Annotated in this window: 17 protein-coding genes and 1 pseudogene; 10 read left to right on the forward strand and 8 right to left on the reverse strand. The window is 68.5% G+C overall.

Annotated features, from left to right (window positions below):
• Window positions 1-8 precede the first annotated feature (8 nt).
• Entirely contained in the window at window positions 9-1991 is a 1983-nt protein-coding gene (locus GV790_RS04750) for a heavy metal translocating P-type ATPase (protein ID WP_163810861.1), read from the reverse strand.
• A gap of 91 nt (window positions 1992-2082) precedes the next feature.
• On the opposite strand from GV790_RS04750, the gene GV790_RS04755 reads away from it, so the two are divergent.
• Entirely contained in the window at window positions 2083-2439 is a 357-nt protein-coding gene (locus GV790_RS04755) for an ArsR/SmtB family transcription factor (protein WP_163810863.1), read from the forward strand.
• A gap of 97 nt (window positions 2440-2536) precedes the next feature.
• On the opposite strand, the gene GV790_RS04760 is transcribed toward GV790_RS04755, so the two are convergent.
• The 4 genes from GV790_RS04760 to GV790_RS04775 all read right to left on the reverse strand — a co-directional run bounded on the left by GV790_RS04760 (window position 2537) and on the right by GV790_RS04775 (window position 5552).
• Complete coding sequence (locus GV790_RS04760; RefSeq protein WP_036537046.1) at window positions 2537-3118, reverse strand: TerD family protein; 582 nt, start codon at window positions 3116-3118, stop codon at window positions 2537-2539.
• Window positions 3119-3204: 86 nt separating this feature from the next.
• Entirely contained in the window at window positions 3205-4044 is an 840-nt protein-coding gene (locus GV790_RS04765) for an SAM-dependent methyltransferase (protein WP_163810865.1), read from the reverse strand.
• Between the two features lie 142 nt (window positions 4045-4186).
• Window positions 4187-4666 carry a pyridoxamine 5'-phosphate oxidase family protein gene (locus tag GV790_RS04770; RefSeq protein WP_163810868.1) on the reverse strand — a complete coding sequence of 160 codons (480 nt, stop codon included), beginning with the start codon at window positions 4664-4666 and terminating at the stop codon, window positions 4187-4189.
• Between the two features lie 55 nt (window positions 4667-4721).
• The gene (locus GV790_RS04775; RefSeq protein WP_163810870.1) at window positions 4722-5552 is read right to left on the reverse strand and encodes an SAM-dependent methyltransferase; all 831 of its coding nucleotides are present in this window, start codon (window positions 5550-5552) and stop codon (window positions 4722-4724) included.
• Between the two features lie 355 nt (window positions 5553-5907).
• Here GV790_RS04775 and GV790_RS04780 point away from each other — a divergent pair, with 355 nt between their 5' ends.
• On the forward strand, window positions 5908-6804 hold the full coding sequence (locus GV790_RS04780) for a helix-turn-helix domain-containing protein (RefSeq protein ID WP_163810872.1): 897 nt from the start codon (window positions 5908-5910) through the stop codon (window positions 6802-6804).
• A gap of 29 nt (window positions 6805-6833) precedes the next feature.
• Here the strand turns inward: GV790_RS04780 and GV790_RS04785 are convergent, their stop codons facing one another.
• The gene (locus GV790_RS04785; protein WP_163810874.1) at window positions 6834-7580 is read right to left on the reverse strand and encodes a TetR/AcrR family transcriptional regulator; all 747 of its coding nucleotides are present in this window, start codon (window positions 7578-7580) and stop codon (window positions 6834-6836) included.
• A 54-nt stretch (window positions 7581-7634) separates the two neighbouring features.
• On the opposite strand from GV790_RS04785, the gene GV790_RS04790 reads away from it, so the two are divergent.
• On the forward strand, window positions 7635-9092 hold the full coding sequence (locus GV790_RS04790) for an MFS transporter (protein ID WP_280212729.1): 1458 nt from the start codon (window positions 7635-7637) through the stop codon (window positions 9090-9092).
• Between the two features lie 188 nt (window positions 9093-9280).
• On the forward strand, window positions 9281-10012 hold the full coding sequence (locus tag GV790_RS04795; RefSeq protein WP_163810876.1) for a GntR family transcriptional regulator: 732 nt from the start codon (window positions 9281-9283) through the stop codon (window positions 10010-10012).
• A gap of 75 nt (window positions 10013-10087) precedes the next feature.
• Here the strand turns inward: GV790_RS04795 and GV790_RS04800 are convergent, their stop codons facing one another.
• Together GV790_RS04800 and GV790_RS04805 are read right to left on the reverse strand one after the other, a co-directional pair.
• Window positions 10088-10558: a PTS sugar transporter subunit IIA gene (locus tag GV790_RS04800; RefSeq protein WP_163810878.1), complete on the reverse strand. Its 471-nt coding sequence runs from the start codon at window positions 10556-10558 to the stop codon at window positions 10088-10090.
• Window positions 10555-10854, reverse strand: coding sequence for a glucose PTS transporter subunit EIIB (locus tag GV790_RS04805; RefSeq protein ID WP_163810881.1), 300 nt, complete (start codon window positions 10852-10854; stop codon window positions 10555-10557). Before GV790_RS04805 ends, GV790_RS04800 begins: the two co-directional genes overlap by 4 nt.
• A 152-nt stretch (window positions 10855-11006) precedes the next feature.
• On the opposite strand from GV790_RS04805, the pseudogene GV790_RS04810 reads away from it, so the two are divergent.
• From GV790_RS04810 to GV790_RS04835, 6 genes and pseudogenes are all read left to right on the forward strand, one after another.
• Window positions 11007-12236: pseudogene (locus GV790_RS04810) on the forward strand (PTS transporter subunit EIIC); the annotation flags it as partial.
• Between the two features lie 340 nt (window positions 12237-12576).
• Window positions 12577-13812 (forward strand): N-acetylglucosamine-6-phosphate deacetylase, encoded by a 1236-nt coding sequence (locus GV790_RS04815; protein ID WP_163811123.1) that lies wholly within the window; start codon window positions 12577-12579, stop codon window positions 13810-13812.
• Window positions 13800-14579 (forward strand): glucosamine-6-phosphate deaminase, encoded by a 780-nt coding sequence (gene nagB / locus GV790_RS04820; protein WP_163810883.1) that lies wholly within the window; start codon window positions 13800-13802, stop codon window positions 14577-14579. The genes GV790_RS04815 and nagB overlap by 13 nt, the downstream gene beginning before the upstream one ends.
• 164 nt (window positions 14580-14743) lie before the next feature.
• A complete protein-coding gene (locus tag GV790_RS04825) occupies window positions 14744-16243 on the forward strand; it encodes an AIM24 family protein (protein WP_163810885.1) in 1500 nt (499 codons plus the stop codon).
• A gap of 92 nt (window positions 16244-16335) precedes the next feature.
• Entirely contained in the window at window positions 16336-17169 is an 834-nt protein-coding gene (locus GV790_RS04830; RefSeq protein WP_163810888.1) for an alpha/beta fold hydrolase, read from the forward strand.
• Between the two features lie 135 nt (window positions 17170-17304).
• Entirely contained in the window at window positions 17305-17655 is a 351-nt protein-coding gene (locus GV790_RS04835; RefSeq protein ID WP_163810890.1) for a hypothetical protein, read from the forward strand.
• The last annotated feature ends 131 nt before the right edge of the window (window positions 17656-17786 follow it).

Consider the following 17786-nt stretch of genomic DNA (forward strand, 5'->3'; position numbering starts at 1 on the left):
GCGGCGTCTCACGCGTTGCCGGGCCGGAGCGCGTCACGCCAGGCGCGGTCGGCCAGCAACCGCATCCCGTTCAATCCGACGATCACCGTCGACCCCTCGTGGCCGGCGACGCCGAGCGGCAAAGGCAGGGTGCCGACCAGATCCCAGGTCACCAGCGCCACGATGAAGGTGGCGGCGATGGTCAGGTTCGCGATCACGATGCGCCGGGCCCGCCGCGACAGCGTGACGATGGCGGCGACGGTGCCGAGGTCGTCACGGACGACGACGGCATCGGCGGCCTCGACCGCCAGATCGGATCCGGTGCGGCCCATGGCGATCCCGACGTGCGCGGAAGCGAGCGCGGGCGCGTCGTTGACGCCGTCGCCGACGACCGCGACGCGGCGACCGGCCCCGACGAGCTCGCGCACCGCCGCGACCTTCTCCTCGGGTAGCACACCGGCCCGGACATCGTCGATCCCGAGGGTTGCGGCCAGCGCGGCCGCGGCACGCGGGTTGTCGCCGGTGAGAAGCACCGGCGGGTGACCGCTCAGGGCGGTCAGATCGGCGACGGCCCTGGCCGCGGCCGGTCGCGGCCGGTCGGTTACCCCGAGCACGCCGGCCGGGTGGCCGTCGACCGTGACGACCACGGCGGTCGCACCGGCGGATTCCCATTCCTCGACAAGCGCTTTCGCGGTGGACAGCGCAGTGCCGGAGCCGGTGGACGCCGGCAGCATGTCGCCGGGGCGGCCCACCTCGATGACCCGGCCGTCGACGGTGGCGCGTACGCCACGGCCGGGGCGCGAATCGAATGCCGTGACGTCGGCGAGCGGCAGTGCGCGGTCTCTTGCGGCGGTGACGATGGCGGTGGCCAGGGGATGTTCGCTGTCGCGTTCGGCGGCGGCGGCCAGGGCGAGCATCGCGTCGGGGTCGAGTTCGCTGGTGACGGACTGGATCGCGGTGACCTCTGGGCGGCCCTCGGTCAGGGTGCCGGTCTTGTCGAAGGCGACGGTGTCCACCGTGCCGAGCCGTTCCATGACCACCGCCGATTTCACCAGCACGCCGTGGCGGCTCGCGTTCGCCATGGCGGCCAGCAGCGGCGGCATGGTCGCCAGCACGATCGCGCACGGTGACGCGACGATCATGAACGTCATCGCCCGCAGCAGGGCGGGCTGGAGCGCCGAGCCCGCGGCCAGCGGAATGAACAGCACGGCGAGCGTGGCGATCACGACGCCGGTGGAGTACCACTGCTCGACCCGCTCGATGAACAGTTGGGTGCCCGCCTTGGTTTCGGACGCCTCGCGCACCATGGCCGCGATGCGCGCGATCACCGTGTCGGCCGCCGCGCGCCGCACCCGCACCCGCAACGTGCCGGTGCCGTTGATGGCGCCGGCGAAGACCTCGTCTCCCGGCCCGGCCGGCACCGGAAGCGGTTCGCCGGTGATCGAGGCCTGATCGACCTCGCTGCGCCCGGATTCGACCACGCCGTCGCCGCCGATCCGCTCACCGGGCCGGACCAGGATCAGCTGCCCTGGTACGAGGGTGTGCGCGTCGACGATCCGTTCGTCGTCGCCGTCGACGAGAGTGGCGCGGTCGGGTGCGAGATCGAGCAGCCCGCGCACCGCCTCGGCCGTGCGGTGGGTCAGCACCGCCTCCAGTGCGCCGGAGGTCGCGAAGATCACGATCAGCAGTCCGCCGTCGACGATCTGCCCGATCGCCGCGGCACCGAGCGCGGCGACGATCATGAGCAGATCCACGTCGAGGGTTCGCTCACGCAGTGCACGTAACCCTTCCAGCGCAGGCTCCCAGCCACCGGTCACGTAGCAACCCGCCAGCAGCGACCATACGAGCCAATCCGGTGCACCGGCCCATTGCGCGCAGACGCCCGCGACGAACAGCGCGGTGGCCGCCAGGGCCCAGCGCACCTCGGGCAGCCTCCAGGCCGTCCGGCGATCAGCGCGCCGCGGGGAGGACGTGGCGGCGTTGCGCCGATCCAGTAGGGCGGGGGAAACCATCGGGGAGTGCTCCGTTCGAAATCGGCGCGGCGTAGGACTACAGGAATACATGTACATGTCTTCATGTAATCCCGCAAGGTACAGTGATCTCGTGGGACACGGAGTCGAGGGCAGAACAACGCCGCCCGCCCAGCTGGATGCCGATTCGGCGGCAACGGTGGCAGCGACTCTGCAGGCCTTGGCCACACCGAGCCGGCTACGGATCCTGACCAGGCTGCGGCACGGCCCGTGCTCGGTGGGGGATCTGGTGGACGCCGTCGAGATGGAACAGTCCGCGGTTTCCCATCAGTTGCGACTGTTGCGTGCCATGGGATTGGTCACGGGTTCGCGGCAGGGCAGAAGCGTCATCTACCGGCTCTACGACAGTCATGTGGCGATGCTGCTGGACGAAGCCGTCTATCACATCGAGCATCTCGGGCTCGGCATCGCCGACGACGAGACGGCCTGACCCGGACCGCTCGAGTCTGGATCGATTGTGGCGCAACCGAATTGTCGCAGCCGCGGTACGTGGTGGCGGAACCAGGAGGCCCGACACCACGCCTGGATCACTGAATGGCGAAGCGCAGCAGCGCCTGCTTATCGCCCTGCTTGATCTTGCCCTTGCGGTTGAGCACCTCGAGCTGCCAGCTCGCACCGGAACGGAACGCGCGCGCCACCGCGTTGGCATTGTCGGCGCCCAACAGCGACGGCCAGATATCGGCGACCTGCTGGGTGTCGCCGCCGGTCGCGTCATAGACCTTGAACGAGATATTGTTCGCCTTCTCGAAAGACGAGCCCTTCTTGAACGCGGCCGCGACGAACACGATCGAATCGATGCCGCCGGGCACATCGGCGAAGGTGACCTGAACGGTCTCATCGTCGCCGGACGCGGCGCCGGTCTGCTCGTCACCGCTGTGCAGGACCGCACCATTGCCGAGCGGGTCGAGCGAATCCAGGCCGGCGAATCGCACCGGCTCTGCCCCCTGCATGAGAATCGCGATCAGATCCAGGTCGACGCCGCGCTTGCGCCGAGCCCAGCCGAGCGCGCCGCCGCTGGCACCCGCGGACGGGTCCCAGCTCACCCCGACACTCAGTTTGGTGATGCCGCTCAGATCCGCGGCACCGTCTTCTTTCTTGAGCGTGATCATGGGCCTCAGCGTACCCACGAACGAGTCGGCAGGCAGGGCAGCGAGTTCCGCGACCATGATCGCGGAACCCGCTGTGACCGTGCGGCTCAGCGCTTGCGGCCGACCCCGCCGAGCATCACTCGTTCCTCGGGGTACGGTTCGCGGATCGCCGGGCCCATCGGCCACCACTGCTCGAGTTCGACCAGGCCCGGCTCGATCAGCTCGAGATCGTGGAAGTAGGCGGCGATCTCCTCCTTGGTGCGGTACCAGCCCGAACCGAGCCCCATCTCGGTGAACTGACGCTGCAGGCGCACGGCGAGCTCGGCGAGGTCGGAACCGTCGTTCGGGTTCCAGAAATGCGTGATGGCAACGTAGGAACCGGAGGGCAGCGCGTCGATGTACTGGCGCATGATGCCGACAGGATCGAGATCGTCGTCCACGTGATGCAGGATGCCGCACAGGATGAGACCGAGCGGCCGCTCGAGATCGAGGTGCCGGGTGACCTCCTCGTCTTTGAGCAACGTCTCGGGCTGCGTCAGATCCGCCGGAACGAAATGGGTGTACTCGTTCTGTTCGAGCAGTACCCGTCCGTGTGCGTTGCACACCGGATCGTTGTCGACGTAGACGACGGTCGCCTCCGGATTCTGGCTCTGGGCGATCTCGTGCGTGTTGCCGACCGTCGGCAGGCCCGCGCCGATGTCGAGGAATTGGTCGATGCCGACCGTGCCCGCGAGATAGCGGGTGACCCGGTGCAGCCAGCGCCGGTTCATCTTCGACACGTCGCGCTGGCGGGGCGCGGCTTGCAGGATCATGTCGAACGCGGCGCGGTCGACGTCGTAGTTGTCTTTGCCACCCAGGCTCACGTCGTAGACGCGCGCGATGCTCGCTCGGGTGGTGTCCACGCCGACCGGAACGCGAACACCGGTCTGGGGAGCGGGTTGGGACATCGAGAACCTCTCTCTGCAATAACTGTGATACGGCTCACTCAGCGTAGGGGCCGCTGAGCGTCCCGGCAATGGGTCCGGTTGCATTCGGGCGGCACGGGATTCGCCGCCGAGGGTGCTCCCGGAGGACGTGCGGTGCCGCGGGTCAGGCCGAGACGCGGTCGAGGCGTCGGCCGGGCAGCCAGCCGGCGCCGACGTGGGTGACCCGCCACCAGTCGACATGGACGAGCAGCGCTTCCACCGGGGTGGCGAAGAACGGCTCGATCATCGGTTCCTTTTGTACCAGCGCCTGGAACGTCTCGTCCCGGTCGGCGGGATCGCGCACCTCGACGGTGCCGAGGCCCTGGGCGAAGGGGTCGGTGAATCCGCCGCTGACCACCTTGATGCCGACATTGGGGTTGGCGCGCAGGGCCTCCAGCGTGCGGCCGCCCGATTCCAGGATCAGGGTGAGCCGGAACGGGTCGTCGTCGAGGTGGGTGAAGAACGCGCTCGAGCACCAGTTCACGCCGTCTTTGGACGTCGCGAGGTCGATGCTGGTGGTGGCGAGTATGCCGGCGAGCTTGTCCCGGACGTCCTGCTCGGTGATCTGTGCGTTGCCGGTGGTGGTGTCGGCGTCCGCTGACATGGCGGCCTCCTGTGATCGTGTGAATCGAATGCGAACAGTGGAACGGATGTGCGAGTTACGGTTTGCGGCCGACGCCGCCGATGATCAGGTACTCGTCCGGGACGCGCTCGCGCTCGTCGGGCCCCCAGGGCCACCAGTCGTCGAGCGGTACCAGTCCCGGTTCGAGCAGTTCCAGCCCGTCGAAGAACGGCATCAGTTCCTCGCGGGTGCGCCAGCGGCCGGTGCCGAGGCCTTCGTCGTGCAGGGCGCGTTCGGCGCGGCGGGCCAGCTGATGCAATTCGGCGTCTTCGCTGCCGGGATCGAAGAAGTGGCTGATCATGACGTAGGAGCCGGGCGCGAGCCGGTCGATGTACTGGGCCATGATGCCCGCCGGATCGCGATCGTCGTCGACGTGATGCAAAGTGCCGCATTGCATCATCAGCAGCGGCTTGCTCAGGTCGAGGTACTGGTTCACGGCCGGATGTCCGAGGACCTCATCGGGCTTGGTGAGATCGAGATCGAGGAAATGGGTGTACTCGTTGGCTTCGAGCAGTTCCTTGCCGCGGCGCACGCACACCGGGTCGTTGTCGACATAGACGACCATGACCTCCGCGCCCAGTTCCTGAGCGATCTCGTGGGTGTTCTTCTGCGTCGGTAGTCCGCTGCCAAGATCCAGGATCTGCGTCATGCCCACCTGACTGGTCAGGTAGCGGACCACCCGTTCGAGCCAGCGCCGGTTCGCCACGCCGACCGCATTCTGGTTCGGCACAACAGTCAGTAAGTGTTCGTAGACTCTACGATCGACCTCGAACCAGTCCGTACCGCCCAGTCCGTAGTCGTAGACGCGGGCAATGCTCGGCGTGTCAGGGTCGACACGCCCACCGAGATCCTCATCATCCATCGGCATCATGGGGCTCCTCTCCCATCGGCTCCCACGACTGTGACTCTACGCACCGCGCGTACGCCGCGCGCGGTATCGGGAAGAAGATATGCCGTTGTCCCGCTGGGACATCCACGCACGACGGTCATTGGTGACGCGATCGGTCACCGCGCACCGGCGCGAGGTGCAACTCGACGACCGACCAGTCTGTGCCGAACGCGGCCACACGCGGCGCCCGGCCCCCCGCGACGATGATCGCCGACGGGTAACGGGCTCCGGTGGTTTCGCTATAGGAGCGAGTAGGATCTGCAACCGACGCGGTGGAACCGGTGGGTGTGACCGGGCAGATCGCGGTCTAACCACTATCGGCCAGAGGCGGTCCATGACCAACGACCAGGACAACAGCGACAACGTGGAACTGCTTGTGGCAGAGCGTGGTCCGACCGTGATCCGGATCGCGCTCGGCAGCAGGTTGCGTCGGCTGCGGGAAAGTTGCGGTGTCAGCAGGGAAGCGGCCGGAGACGCCATTCGCGGATCACACGCCAAGATCAGCCGGCTCGAGCTGGGACGCACCGGGTTCAAGGAACGCGATATCCGCGATCTGCTCACCCTCTACGGCGTCACCGATGACGACAAGCGCGAGCCCTACCTCGATATGGCGCGCAAGGCCAACGACCCTGGATGGTGGCAGAGCTACAGCGATCTGCTACCCGCGTGGTTCGAGACCTACGTCGGGCTCGAACAGGCGGCCACCACGATCCGCACCTACGAGGCCCAGTTCATTCCCGGCTTGTTGCAGACCGCCGACTACGCCCGCTCGGTCATCATGCTCGGCAACGACGACGAGACCGAACGCCGGGTCGCGGTCCGCATGCGCAGGCAGAAGATCCTGAATCGCCGAGCGGCGCCGACGCTGTGGGCCGTCATCGACGAGAACGCCCTCCGCAGGCCCGTCGGCGGTATGAAGGTGCTGCGCGAGCAGATCCAACATCTGATCGCCATCTCCGAACTACCCAATGTGCGCATTCAGGTGCTGCCGTATTCGGCCGGAGGTCATTCCGCGGCCGGCGGACCGTTCAGCATCCTGCGCTTCCCCGAGCCCGAACTACCCGACATCGTCTACACCGAACAGCTGACCAGCTCGCTCTATATGGAGAAGCGCCACGATGTGGAGCTGTACATGTCGGTGATGAATCGGCTCAGCGTGCAGGCCCTCTCGCCGGCCGAGAGCCTGCAATTCCTGTCGCAGATCCTCGCCGAGTACGCCGCGCAGGACTGACCCGCGCGCCGTCGGCGCGGCTCCCGGGATCAGCCGCGTATCTCGGAGTGGTTGTCGACAGCTGGCTCGGCGCTCGCCCCGCCGCGCAGACGTGCCTCGAGCCCGTCGAGCACCGAGATCAGGCCGAAGTCGAAGGCCACCGCGCGGGCGACGGTCGGGTCGGTCGACACGGTGTCGCGGTAATCGTCGATGAGATCGGGAAAGTCGGCGCCGTTGGCTTCCAGTACGGGCAGCACCGCCGCCGGGTCGATAGTGGCATCGCCATAGGCGTTGTTCCAGGCGATAAGGGGCAGCACCTGGCCGAGAACGAACGAGAACAGCGTCCCGGTGGCGAGATAGACGTCGTTGCCCTGGAATCCCGCGCCGACGAAGGTGCGGCGCAATCGGTCGGTCAACCGCAGCGAATTGGGGCCGATGCTGGGCAGATGGCCCAACAGCTCGGCGGCCCACGAATGGTTCATCATGGTGTCGCGCAGGCTGTAGGCGAATCCGGTCGCCACCCCGCGCCATGACGTCTGCTCCGGTTCCGGAACCTGCACCTTTCCCCAGAACTCGTCGAGGACCAGCTCGAGCAGCTCGTCCTTGTTCGCCACATACCAGTAGAGGCTGGTCGCGCCCGCGCCGAGCCGAGCGCCGAGCTTGCGCATGCTCAAGGCGGCCATCCCCTCGGCATCGAGGAGGGTGAGCGCGGCCTCCACGATCTGTTCACGGCCGAGACCCGAGGACTTGGGCTGGCGGGGTTCGCGGCTCCACACCGACTCGAACTGCTTGGTCACGGCCTCATTCTATATTCGCTCGCACACCGTTCGATTATCTCGTACGCTGTGCGAGTGGAATCGAACGTTGTACGAGACCCGCGGCGCTGGTTGATCCTCGGGGTTCTCTGTCTGTCCTTGTTGGTGCTGATGATCGACGGCACGGTGTTGAACCTCGCGATTCCGTCGCTGATCCGGGAGCTGGGTGCCACCCCGTCGGATGTGCAGTGGATCCTGGACGCCTACGTGCTGGTTTTCGCCGGTCTGCTGCTCACCGCTGGCAGCCTCTCGGACCGGTTCGGGCGGCGCCGGATGCTCGTTGTCGGCCTTGCCGTCTTCGGGGTGGCCTCGCTGGCGGCGGTGCTGGCGACCGAACCCTGGCAGGTGATCGGGGCACGGGCGGCGATGGGCGTGGGCGGGTCGCTGCTGATGCCGTCGACGCTGTCGATCCTGATGACCACCTTCGACCAGGACGAACGGCGGCTGGCGATGGCCGCGTGGACGACGGTGTCGATGGTCGGCATCGTCGCGGGCCCGACGCTCGGCGGCCTTCTGCTCGAGCACTACTGGTGGGGTTCGGTGTTCCTGATCAACATTCCGGTGGCGATCCTGGCGATCGTGGCCGCGCTGGTGCTGATGCCGGAAACGACGGGGGAGCAGCGTCCGGTCGACCTGGTCGGGGTGCTGTTGTCGATCCTGGCGCTGGTGTCGGCGGTGTATGTGATCATCGAGCGCGAATGGAACCTGCCGGTGATCGGTCTGGCCGTGGTGGCCGCCGTCGCGTTCGTGGTGTGGGAGAGCCGGTCCGAGCATCCGATGCTACCGCTGGCAGTGTTCCGCAATCGCGATTTCACCGGCACCTGCCTGACCTTGTTGCTGATGGTCTTCGGTATGGGCGCGATCATGTTCATGCTCACCCAGTATCTGCAATTCGTGCTCGGCTACGGGCCGATGAAGGCCGGGCTGGCGCTGCTGCCGTACGCGGTGGCCGCTGCGGTGTGCAACGGGCTCGGCGCCACCCTCGGCAAGAAGTTGAGCAACAAGACCCTCATCGTGAGTGGTCTGCTGGTGATGGGCGTGGCGTTCGTGGTGCTGGCGACGGGCACCGGCTACGGCGCGGTGCTGATGAGCATGCTGATCATGGGCATCGGCGGCGGCCTCGCCGGACCGTCGGCCTACGCGGCCATCATGAGCGCCATCCCGCTCGAACACGCGGGTGTCGGGTCGGCCATGAACGACACCTTGCAGCAGGTGGGTATGGCGATCAGTATCGCGGTGCTCGGCAGCGTGCTCGCCGGGGTGTTCACCGCGAACATGCCGTCCGACGCGCCGGAGCCGGCCCGCGAATCCATCGGTGCCGCTTTCGAACTCGGCTACACCGAACCGGCGAAGCTGGCCTTCACCGAGGCGATGTCGACCGGGGCGTGGATCAGCGCGGGCTTCAGCGTCGCGGCCGCCGTGCTCGGCCTGGTGCTGCTGCGTGCCCGGCCACCGCAGGCGGTGGCACCGGAGCCGGTCGCGGTGCAGAGCTGAACGCTGGGCGGGTGCGTGCCGTCGCTGCCGCGCACCCGCCCACTGCGGCCCCGAATTCGGCTGCCGCGCACCCGCGCGCAGCGGTCGGGCGCTCAGGGCGAGGAGTATCCTCGGAGACCGGACCGTACCGGTAGGGACCTTCGGTCCCCAGCGAAAGTGGATCTGCGGTCCCCGACGAAGGAGCCGCTGTGATGCCTGTGCCGCTGCGTGACAGCGCGATTCCCAAACATGAACAGCTGCGCGCCATCCTGCTGCACAAGTGCACCCGCGAACTGCAGCCGGGCGATCTGCTGACCAGTGAACGCAATCTGATGCAGGACTACGGCGTCAGCCGGATCACCGTGCGCGAGGCGATCGGCCAGCTGGTCAACGAAGGTCATCTGATACGGGTGCGCGGCAAGGGGACCTTCGTCGCGCATCGGCCCGTCCAGTCGCGGCTGCATCTGGCGTCGTTCACCGAGGAGATGCGCGCCCAGGGACACCACCCGACGACGGTAGTCCTGATCGCCGAGGAAGATGCGGTGCCCGAGGCTTCGGCGCGGGCACTCGGCCTGGGCGAGGGTGCGCGCGGCTATCACATCAAGCGGCTGCGCCTGGCCGACGGTGAGCCGGTGAGCGTGGACGACGGCTGGTTCCATGCCGAGCTGCTGCCGGGGTTGATCGAGGTGGATCTGACCGCCTCCATTTATCAGACCTGCGCCGACCGCTACGGACGCCCGATCGAACGCGCCACCCAGACCGTCGACGCCACCGCCGCCGACGCGGGCATCGCCGCACTGCTCGGTGTGAAAAGGAATGCGCCGGTGCTGCATTTCGACCGCACATCGTTCAGCGCTGGGGTCGCGGTCGAGCACACGCAGAGCTGGTACCGCTCGGATCGCTACCGGTTGCAGATGGAGGTCGGACAGGAGCGCACCTGACCGTTCAGGGGGGTGCCGCACGGCAACCGGGTGCGACGGTGGCCGACCCGGGCCGCAGGCCTCCGCCGCGGTGCGTCAGCGCGGTTCGGGGGTCCAATCGAACAGCGTCGCACCGGTGTCCACCTGAGTCCCGAGGGTGCCGGGGTCGACGGAATCCCGCGCCGAATCCATCACCACGATCGGGCAGAGGGCCGAATATCCGGTGCCGTCGATCTCGGTCGGATCGAATCGCACGATCGGTGTGCCGGCGTCGACGTGATCGCCTTCCGCGGCGAGCAGGGCGAACCCGGCCCCCGCGAGCTTCACCGTGTCGATCCCCAGGTGCGTGAGCACTCCGGCACCGTCGGCACCGAGGACGATGAACGCGTGCGGATGCAGTTTCACGATCGTGCCCGCGATCGGCGCACGGACGTCGAGGGCGCCGCGATCACGGGCCGGGTCGATGGCCACACCCGAGCCGACCAGCTGACCGGCGAACACCGGATCGGGCACGTCGGCAAGGGCGAGGACCCGCCCGGGCAGTGGGGCCAGGACCCGTACCGTCACAGCAGGTCCTCGATGTCTTCGGCCAGCGTATCGGCCACCGGCCCCACCACGACCTGCACGACCGAACCGGACCTGAGCACGCCGTGCGCGCCGGCCGCTGTGAGCGCCGCCTCGTCCACCAGGCTGCCGTCCTTGACCTCGGTGCGCAGCCGGGTGATGCAGGCTTCGATCTCGACGATATTGTCGGCGCCGCCGAGGCCGCTGATGATGGCGTCCGCTGTGGACATGTGTTCTCCCTCGTTGGCTTTCCCGTGCCGGCGCCGGGTGTTACCTGGATCATAAGGACCGATTGACATCGGGCCACTACCTGGTCAAACTGACAACTGGTTATGACCGGACATTACCCGTCGGACGCCCGGCCCGCCCCAGTTTCCGCCGGATCCGCGAGCGTGCCTCCGGTGGCTCCAGCACGGCGTAGCGCCGCGTTCCGGCGACGAAGAAGGTCGAGATGACGGTCGTAGACAGCCCGAACAAGGAATCGGCGGCACTCGCCGGTTGGCAGCGCCTCGGACGCAGTCTCATGTTGCCGATCGCGGTGCTGCCCGCCGCGGGCATCCTGTTGCGACTCGGCCAGGACGATCTGCTGGGCCGGTTCTCGGCACTCGACAGCGCCGCCAGCGTCGTCTCGGCCGCCGGGCAGGCCGTATTCACGTGGCTGCCATTGATTTTCGCGGTCGGTATCGCCATCGGATGGGCGCGGAAATCCGACGGCTCGACCGCACTGGCCGCCGTCGTCGGCTACTTGGTGGTCGACGGCGTCTTCGAGGCGATGTCACCGATCGTGCTCGAGGGGGAGACCGATCCGAAGGGCGGCCAGGCGATGATCGATTACGGCGTGCTCGCCGGCATCGTGATGGGTGTGCTCTCGGCGCTGCTGTGGCAGCGGTTCTATCGCACCAAGCTGCCCGACTACCTCGGGTTCTTCAACGGACGGCGGTTGGTGCCGATCCTCACCGCCGTCACCGGTCTGGCGATCGGCGTGCTCATGGCCTTCGCCTACCCGCTCTTCAATGCGGGGCTCACCTGGGTCGGCGAGACCGTCGCGGAGAACTCCGTGGTGGGCGGCGGGATCTACGGCACCGCCAACCGGTTGCTGATTCCGACCGGACTGCACCACATCCTCAATACGACCGTGTGGTTCTTGATCGGCGACTACGAGAACGCGCAGGGCCAGATCGTGCGCGGTGACCTCAACCGCTTCTTCGCCGGCGATCCGACCGCAGGCACCTTCATGACCGGCTTCTTCCCGATCATGATGTTCGCACTACCCGCGGCGGCCCTGGCCATCTGGCGCAACGCGCGCCCCTCGCAACGCAAGCTCGTCGGCGGGATCATGCTCTCCACCGCGCTGACGGCGTTCCTCACCGGGATCACCGAACCGCTGGAATTCTCCTTCATGTTCGTGGCGTGGCCGCTGTATGTGGTGCACGCGATCCTGACCGGCACCTCGCACGCGCTGGTCAACGCTCTCGGCATCCACGACGGCTTCACCTTCTCGGCAGGATTCATCGACTACGCCCTGAACTTCGGCAAGGCCACCGACGCCTGGCTGCTGATCCCCATCGGCCTCGGCTACGCGGTGCTCTACTACCTGCTGTTCAGCTTCGTGATCAAGAAATGGAACCTGCGCACCCCCGGTCGCGAAGCCGATACCGATGCCGAAATCCGCGGCGCAGGAACCGGATCGGATCAACGTCTGCGCGGTGCGACGCGCGAGCCACGCGCCACCGAGACCGATGCGCCGGCTGAAGGCGAGTCCGGCGCCGCGGACAGCGACACGCGCGGGGCGGAGGTCGGGACCGGCACCGCGCAGATCCGGACCGGCAGGAGCGAGACGGTGGAGCCTGCCGAGGACGCGCCGTCGGAGGCGCGGATCGACGCCGATAACCCGAGGAAGGGCGAAGATCGGTGATCATGACCGAACCCGCTGCCGGCGCCGGGACGACGACCGCCTGCCCCGTCATGGTGGTGGCCGGAGCGCCCGTGTCGCGGTCATCGGCGGGAGCGTGCGGGCGGTGCTGAGCGTCGGTGGCGCGGCCCGCGGTGGCTCGCCGACCCTGTTGCGCGGGAGGGTGGTCGGCGCGGTGGCCGCAGCCGGGGGCAGCGATATCGCCGACGGCGTCGTCGCGATCGACGGTGCGCGGATCTCCTGGGTGGGGCCGGCGGCAGCGTATCCGGGTCGCACCCCGTTACCGCCGCCCGGCGACTCGATCCTGTTGCCCGGCCTGATCGATCTGCACTGTCACGGGGGCGCCGGTGCCGGATTCCCCGACTCCGATGCGGGCGGAGCGCGCCGTGCGGTGGCCCACCATCGTGCGCACGGAACCACCGCGCTGCTGGGCAGTCTGGTGTCCGCCCCGCCGGCGGATCTGCTGCGGCAGGCAGCGGTCCTGGCCGACCTGGTGGAGCGCGGCGAGTTGCTCGGCATTCATCTGGAGGGCCCGTTTCTGAGCCGGGCCCGGTGCGGCGCACAGGATCCGGCCGCGATCGTTCCGGGCGACCCGGAACTGTTCGAGCGGATCTGTCTGGCCGCGCGCGGTACTGTCCGCTCGATGACCGTCGCCCCGGAAACGTCGAACTTCACCGGGCTGCTCGCCGCCATGCGCGAGCACCATGTGCTGCCGAGCCTCGGCCACACCGATGCCGACGCGGCCACCACCGCTGCCCGCATCGCCGACGCCGCCGGCGCGCCGCTGACCGCGACGCACCTGTTCAATGGGATGCCGCCACTGCACCATCGGGCGCCGGGACCGGCGGCCGCCTTCCTGGCCGCTGCCGGACGCGGCGAGCTCGTCGTCGAACTGATCGCCGACGGCGTGCACCTGGCCCCGGACACCGTCGCCATGGTCTTCGACACCGTCGGCCCCGACCGGATCGCTCTGGTCAGCGATGCGATGGCCGCGGCGGGGATGGGCGACGGCGATTACCGGCTCGGCCCATTGCGGGTGCGCGTGGAGCAGGCGGTGGCGCGGGTGGTCGTCGCCGAGGACGCCGCGGGCCCGATCGCCGGCGGCACCATGCGGCTGCTCGATGTGGTGCGCCACACCGTCGACGCGGCCGGTGTGCCACTGACGGATGCCGTGGCTGCGGCCACCCGCACCCCGGCGACGGTGCTCGGCCTCGAGCACGAACGCGGCGTACTCGCCCCCGGCTACCGCGCCGACGTGATCGTCACCGACCCCACTGTGCGCGTGCGCCACGTCTACACCGCGGGCGTTCGGGCCGAGACGGAAGGAACCGCATGGAAATCGTGATCCGCGACGACGAACAGCAGGTCGCGACGACGGTTGCCGATATCGTCGAAGGCTATGTGCGCCGCGGTGCGGCGACCCTCGGTCTCGCCACCGGATCCTCGCCGCTGAGCAGCTACCGTGAACTCGCCCGGCGTCATCGCGAACACGGCCTGGATTTCTCGGCGTGCACCGCCTTCCTGCTCGACGAATACGTCGGTCTGCCGAAAGATCATCCGCAGTCCTATTTCTCGGTGATCCGCGCCGAGTTCACCGACCACGTGAACCTCGATCCGGCGCGCGTGTTCGGTCCGGACGGGGAAGCCGCCGATACCGGGGCCGAAGCACAACGCTACGACGCCGCCATCGCCGCCTGCGGAGGCGTCGATGTGCAGCTGCTCGGCATCGGCACCGACGGCCATATCGGGTTCAACGAACCCAGCTCCGCGCTGACCTCACGCACCCGGGTCAAAACCCTGACCGCCCAGACCCGCCGCGATAACGCGCGCTTCTTCGACGGCGCCGACGCGGTGCCACGACATGTGCTGACCCAGGGGCTCGGCACGATCGGCGAGGCACGCCATCTGGTGATGATCGCCGTCGGCGCACGGAAGGCCGACGCCATCGCGGCCGCGGTGGAGGGCCCGCTGACCGCGTTCTGCCCGGCCTCGATCATGCAGTGGCATCGCCACGTCACGGTGGTCATCGACGAGGCCGCCGCGGGCGCGTTGCGTCTGGCCGATTACTACCGCTACGCCCTCGAACACAAGCCGAGCTGGCAGAGCTTCTGAGGAGCTCGGCGCGGGCCGCCGGACCGGAAGTGGCGGATGCAGCCCGGGCGCGGCACACTCGACGCCGTGAAACGCATGTCATTCGCAGGGCGCGGCCGTGATCGAGGTGATCGGCGGTGAACGCGCTCGCGCGGGGTGAGAACCGTCCGGCGCCGGCGGATCGGATGACGGTGACTGTGAGCTGCTCGACGCCGGTCGACGTCTCGGCGCTGCTGCTCGGCACGGACGGCAAGGTCCGTGCCGACGGCGACTTCGTCTTCTTCAATCAGCCCGTCGGCCCCGGCGTCGTCTACCGGCACGGCCGCGGCGCGGGCGATATGGTCGATGTGCAGACCAGTGCGCTGCCCGCCGACGTCGACCGCGTCGTCGTCACCGCCAGTCTGGACGGATCCGGCCCGGCCACCTTCGCTGCCGCCGGTTCGCTGGTCGCGACCATCGCCTCCGATGCGGGCACCCTCACGTTCCCGGTCTCCGGGCTGACCACCGAATCGGCCGTGGTGTGCGTGGAGATCTATCGCCGCGGTGGCGGCTGGAAGGTTCGCGCGGTCGGCCAGGGCTACGACAACGGCCTGGCGGGCATCGCGACCGCCTTCGGCGTGAACGTCGACGACGAGCCCGCCCCCGCGCCGGCTCCGAGCGCCGGCCCGCGGACCGACCAGACGATGGTCGCGCCGTCGCGCACCGACCCGACCGTGGTCGCGCAGCCGTATCCACCCGCGCCTGCCTACCCGCCCGCTGCGCCCTATCCGGGTGGTCAGCCGCCCACCGCGCACCCGCACCAGCCCGCGCCGCCCTACCCACCCGCGCCGTCGTATCCGCCGGCGCCCGCGTATCCCGCTGAGCCGCAGCCCTATTCGGCTGCTCAGCAGCCGCCCACCGCCCATCCGGTTCCGTCCACGTTCTCGTCCCAGCAAGGAGCGCTGCCGATGCACAGCGATCTGTTCGATCCGCGCCACGCCGAGGTTTCCGGTGTCGGTATCCAGAAACAGGGCGGCAAGATGATCAAGGTCGCCGTCAACGGTGAGGTCATGGCGCGGGCCGGGTCGATGGTGGCCTACCAGGGGGAGTTGCAGTTCCAGGCGCTCGGTTCCGGCGGCATCGGACGCGCCATCCAGCAGCGACTCACCGGTGAAGGTGTGCCGCTGATGAAGGTGACGGGGCGCGGCGACCTGTTCCTGGCCAACAGCGCCGCCGACGTGCACACCATCGATCTCGACGGCACCGACGGCCTCACCATCAACGGCGCCAATGTGCTGGCCTTCGACTCGACCCTGACCTACAACATCGGCCGGGTGCAGGGCGCCGCGGGCGTGGCAAGCAACGCCGGACTGTTCAACTGCGTATTCACCGGACGCGGCCGGATCGCCATCACCAGTCACGGGGCGCCTGTGGTGCTCAACGTCGACCAGCCGACCTACGCCGACCCGCAGGCCGCGGTCGCGTGGTCGTCGAGCCTGCAGACCGGCATCAAACGCAACGATTCCTTCGGCCTCGGCCGGCTCATGGGCCGCAGCACCGGCGAGGGCACGACACTGGCGTTCTCCGGCCGCGGATTCGTCATCGTGCAGCCCTCGGAACTGCCGCCGGGCGGGCTGCTCGGCGGTACCGGCGGCGGCCAGGAAGCCGGGCACAGCGGTGGCATGTTCGGCGGGCTGCTCGGCTGACCGCCGGGCGCGCATGACCTCCGAGGTCATCGCCATCACGACCCGCCGCGATTAGCGTCGAGACCGTTGGCGGTTCGACGATGGGAGCGGTGATGGGTAGACGCGGTGAGCAGGTCGCGGTGACCGAGGGTGTGCTGCGGCACGGAATGCCCTACCTCGCGTTCGGCAGCGGGCAACCGCTGGTCTTCCTGCGCTGGTTCACTCCCGACCACGCCAACCCGACGGGGTGGATGCGCTCATCGGAACTGAAGAAGCTGTCCGGGTTGGCTCGCCATTTCCGGGTGTACGCCGTGGGCCGGGCGCCGGGAACGCCCGCCGGTGCCACCATGGCCGATCTCGCCGCCGAACACGCCGACGCGTTGCGCACCGAGTTCGGCGGGCCGGTCGATGTGCTCGGGGTCTCGTCCGGTGGTTCGATCGCCTTGCAACTGGCCGCCGACCATCCCGAGGTGGTGCGCACGCTGATCGTCGCGTCGGCGGCGTGCCGGCTGGATCCGGCGCTGCGGATCGGGCAGCGGCGCTACGCGGAGGCGGTGCTGGCGGGTAGGCGGGGGCTGCATCACCTGGCGGTGGTCAGCGTCGGGAATCCGGTGGGAGCGCGACTGGCCGGGGCCGCGATGTGGTTGCTGGATCCGATGATGCGTCCGAAGGTGCCCGCCGACACCTATCGCTTCCTGCTCGCCGAAGACGGATTCGATGTCACCGCACGCCTCGGCGAGATCACCGTGCCGACGTTGATCATCGGCGGTGAACGCGACGCCTCCTATAGCGCCGCGACCTTCCGGCGCACCGCCGACGGCATTCCCGGCGGGCGGCTCATCCTGTATCCGGGCACCAGTCACATGGGCGTGGTGACCCATCCGGATTTCGTCGACGACGTCGTCGATTTCGTCGACCGGAACCCGGCGCCCCGACAGCGACGGTGACTGAGCACTCACCCTCGCGGTGACCGGGGCGGATCAGCAAACCTGAGAGAACTCATAGCTTTGCCACAGGCTACGACCAGGCGTGACCGGCATCCTGAACCGAGCAGACACTCTCGGTGATAGTGGAGGTGCACGATGGTCGAGCTCGAGGTCACAGGTACCACGGTGACGGTTCATGTGCTCGGAGCGCATCGCCTGCTGTCGCTGCGCGACCAGATCCGGTTCGATCTGGCCTCGGTCACCGCGGTAGCTCCCGCCGAAATCGACCGCCGCCCGCCCTGGGTCCGCGCGCCCGGCACCTTCTTCCCCGGCGTGATCGCGGCGGGCACCTTCCGCGGTAAGGGCCGCAAGGAGTTCTGGGACACCGCCTTCGACGGCCGCGGCGTCCGCATCGATCTCGCCGGCGCCGACTTCACCCGTCTGGTCGTCGATGTCGCGAACCCGGACGAGGTCCTGCGCCTGTTGGCGACAGCGGCCGCCGCCTGAGAAGGGTCACTCACCGCGTTCTCGCAGAGCGGCGGGCCTGCTGTACGACACCCGCCTGGCGTCCTGGTTCAGCGGCTTTGTTTCCCGATATCGGCCCGTCGCGCCATGTCTCCGAAGCTAGCCAAATTTGG

The organism is Nocardia cyriacigeorgica (assembly GCF_010858045.1).
GTDB classification, from domain to species: domain Bacteria; phylum Actinomycetota; class Actinomycetes; order Mycobacteriales; family Mycobacteriaceae; genus Nocardia; species Nocardia cyriacigeorgica_E.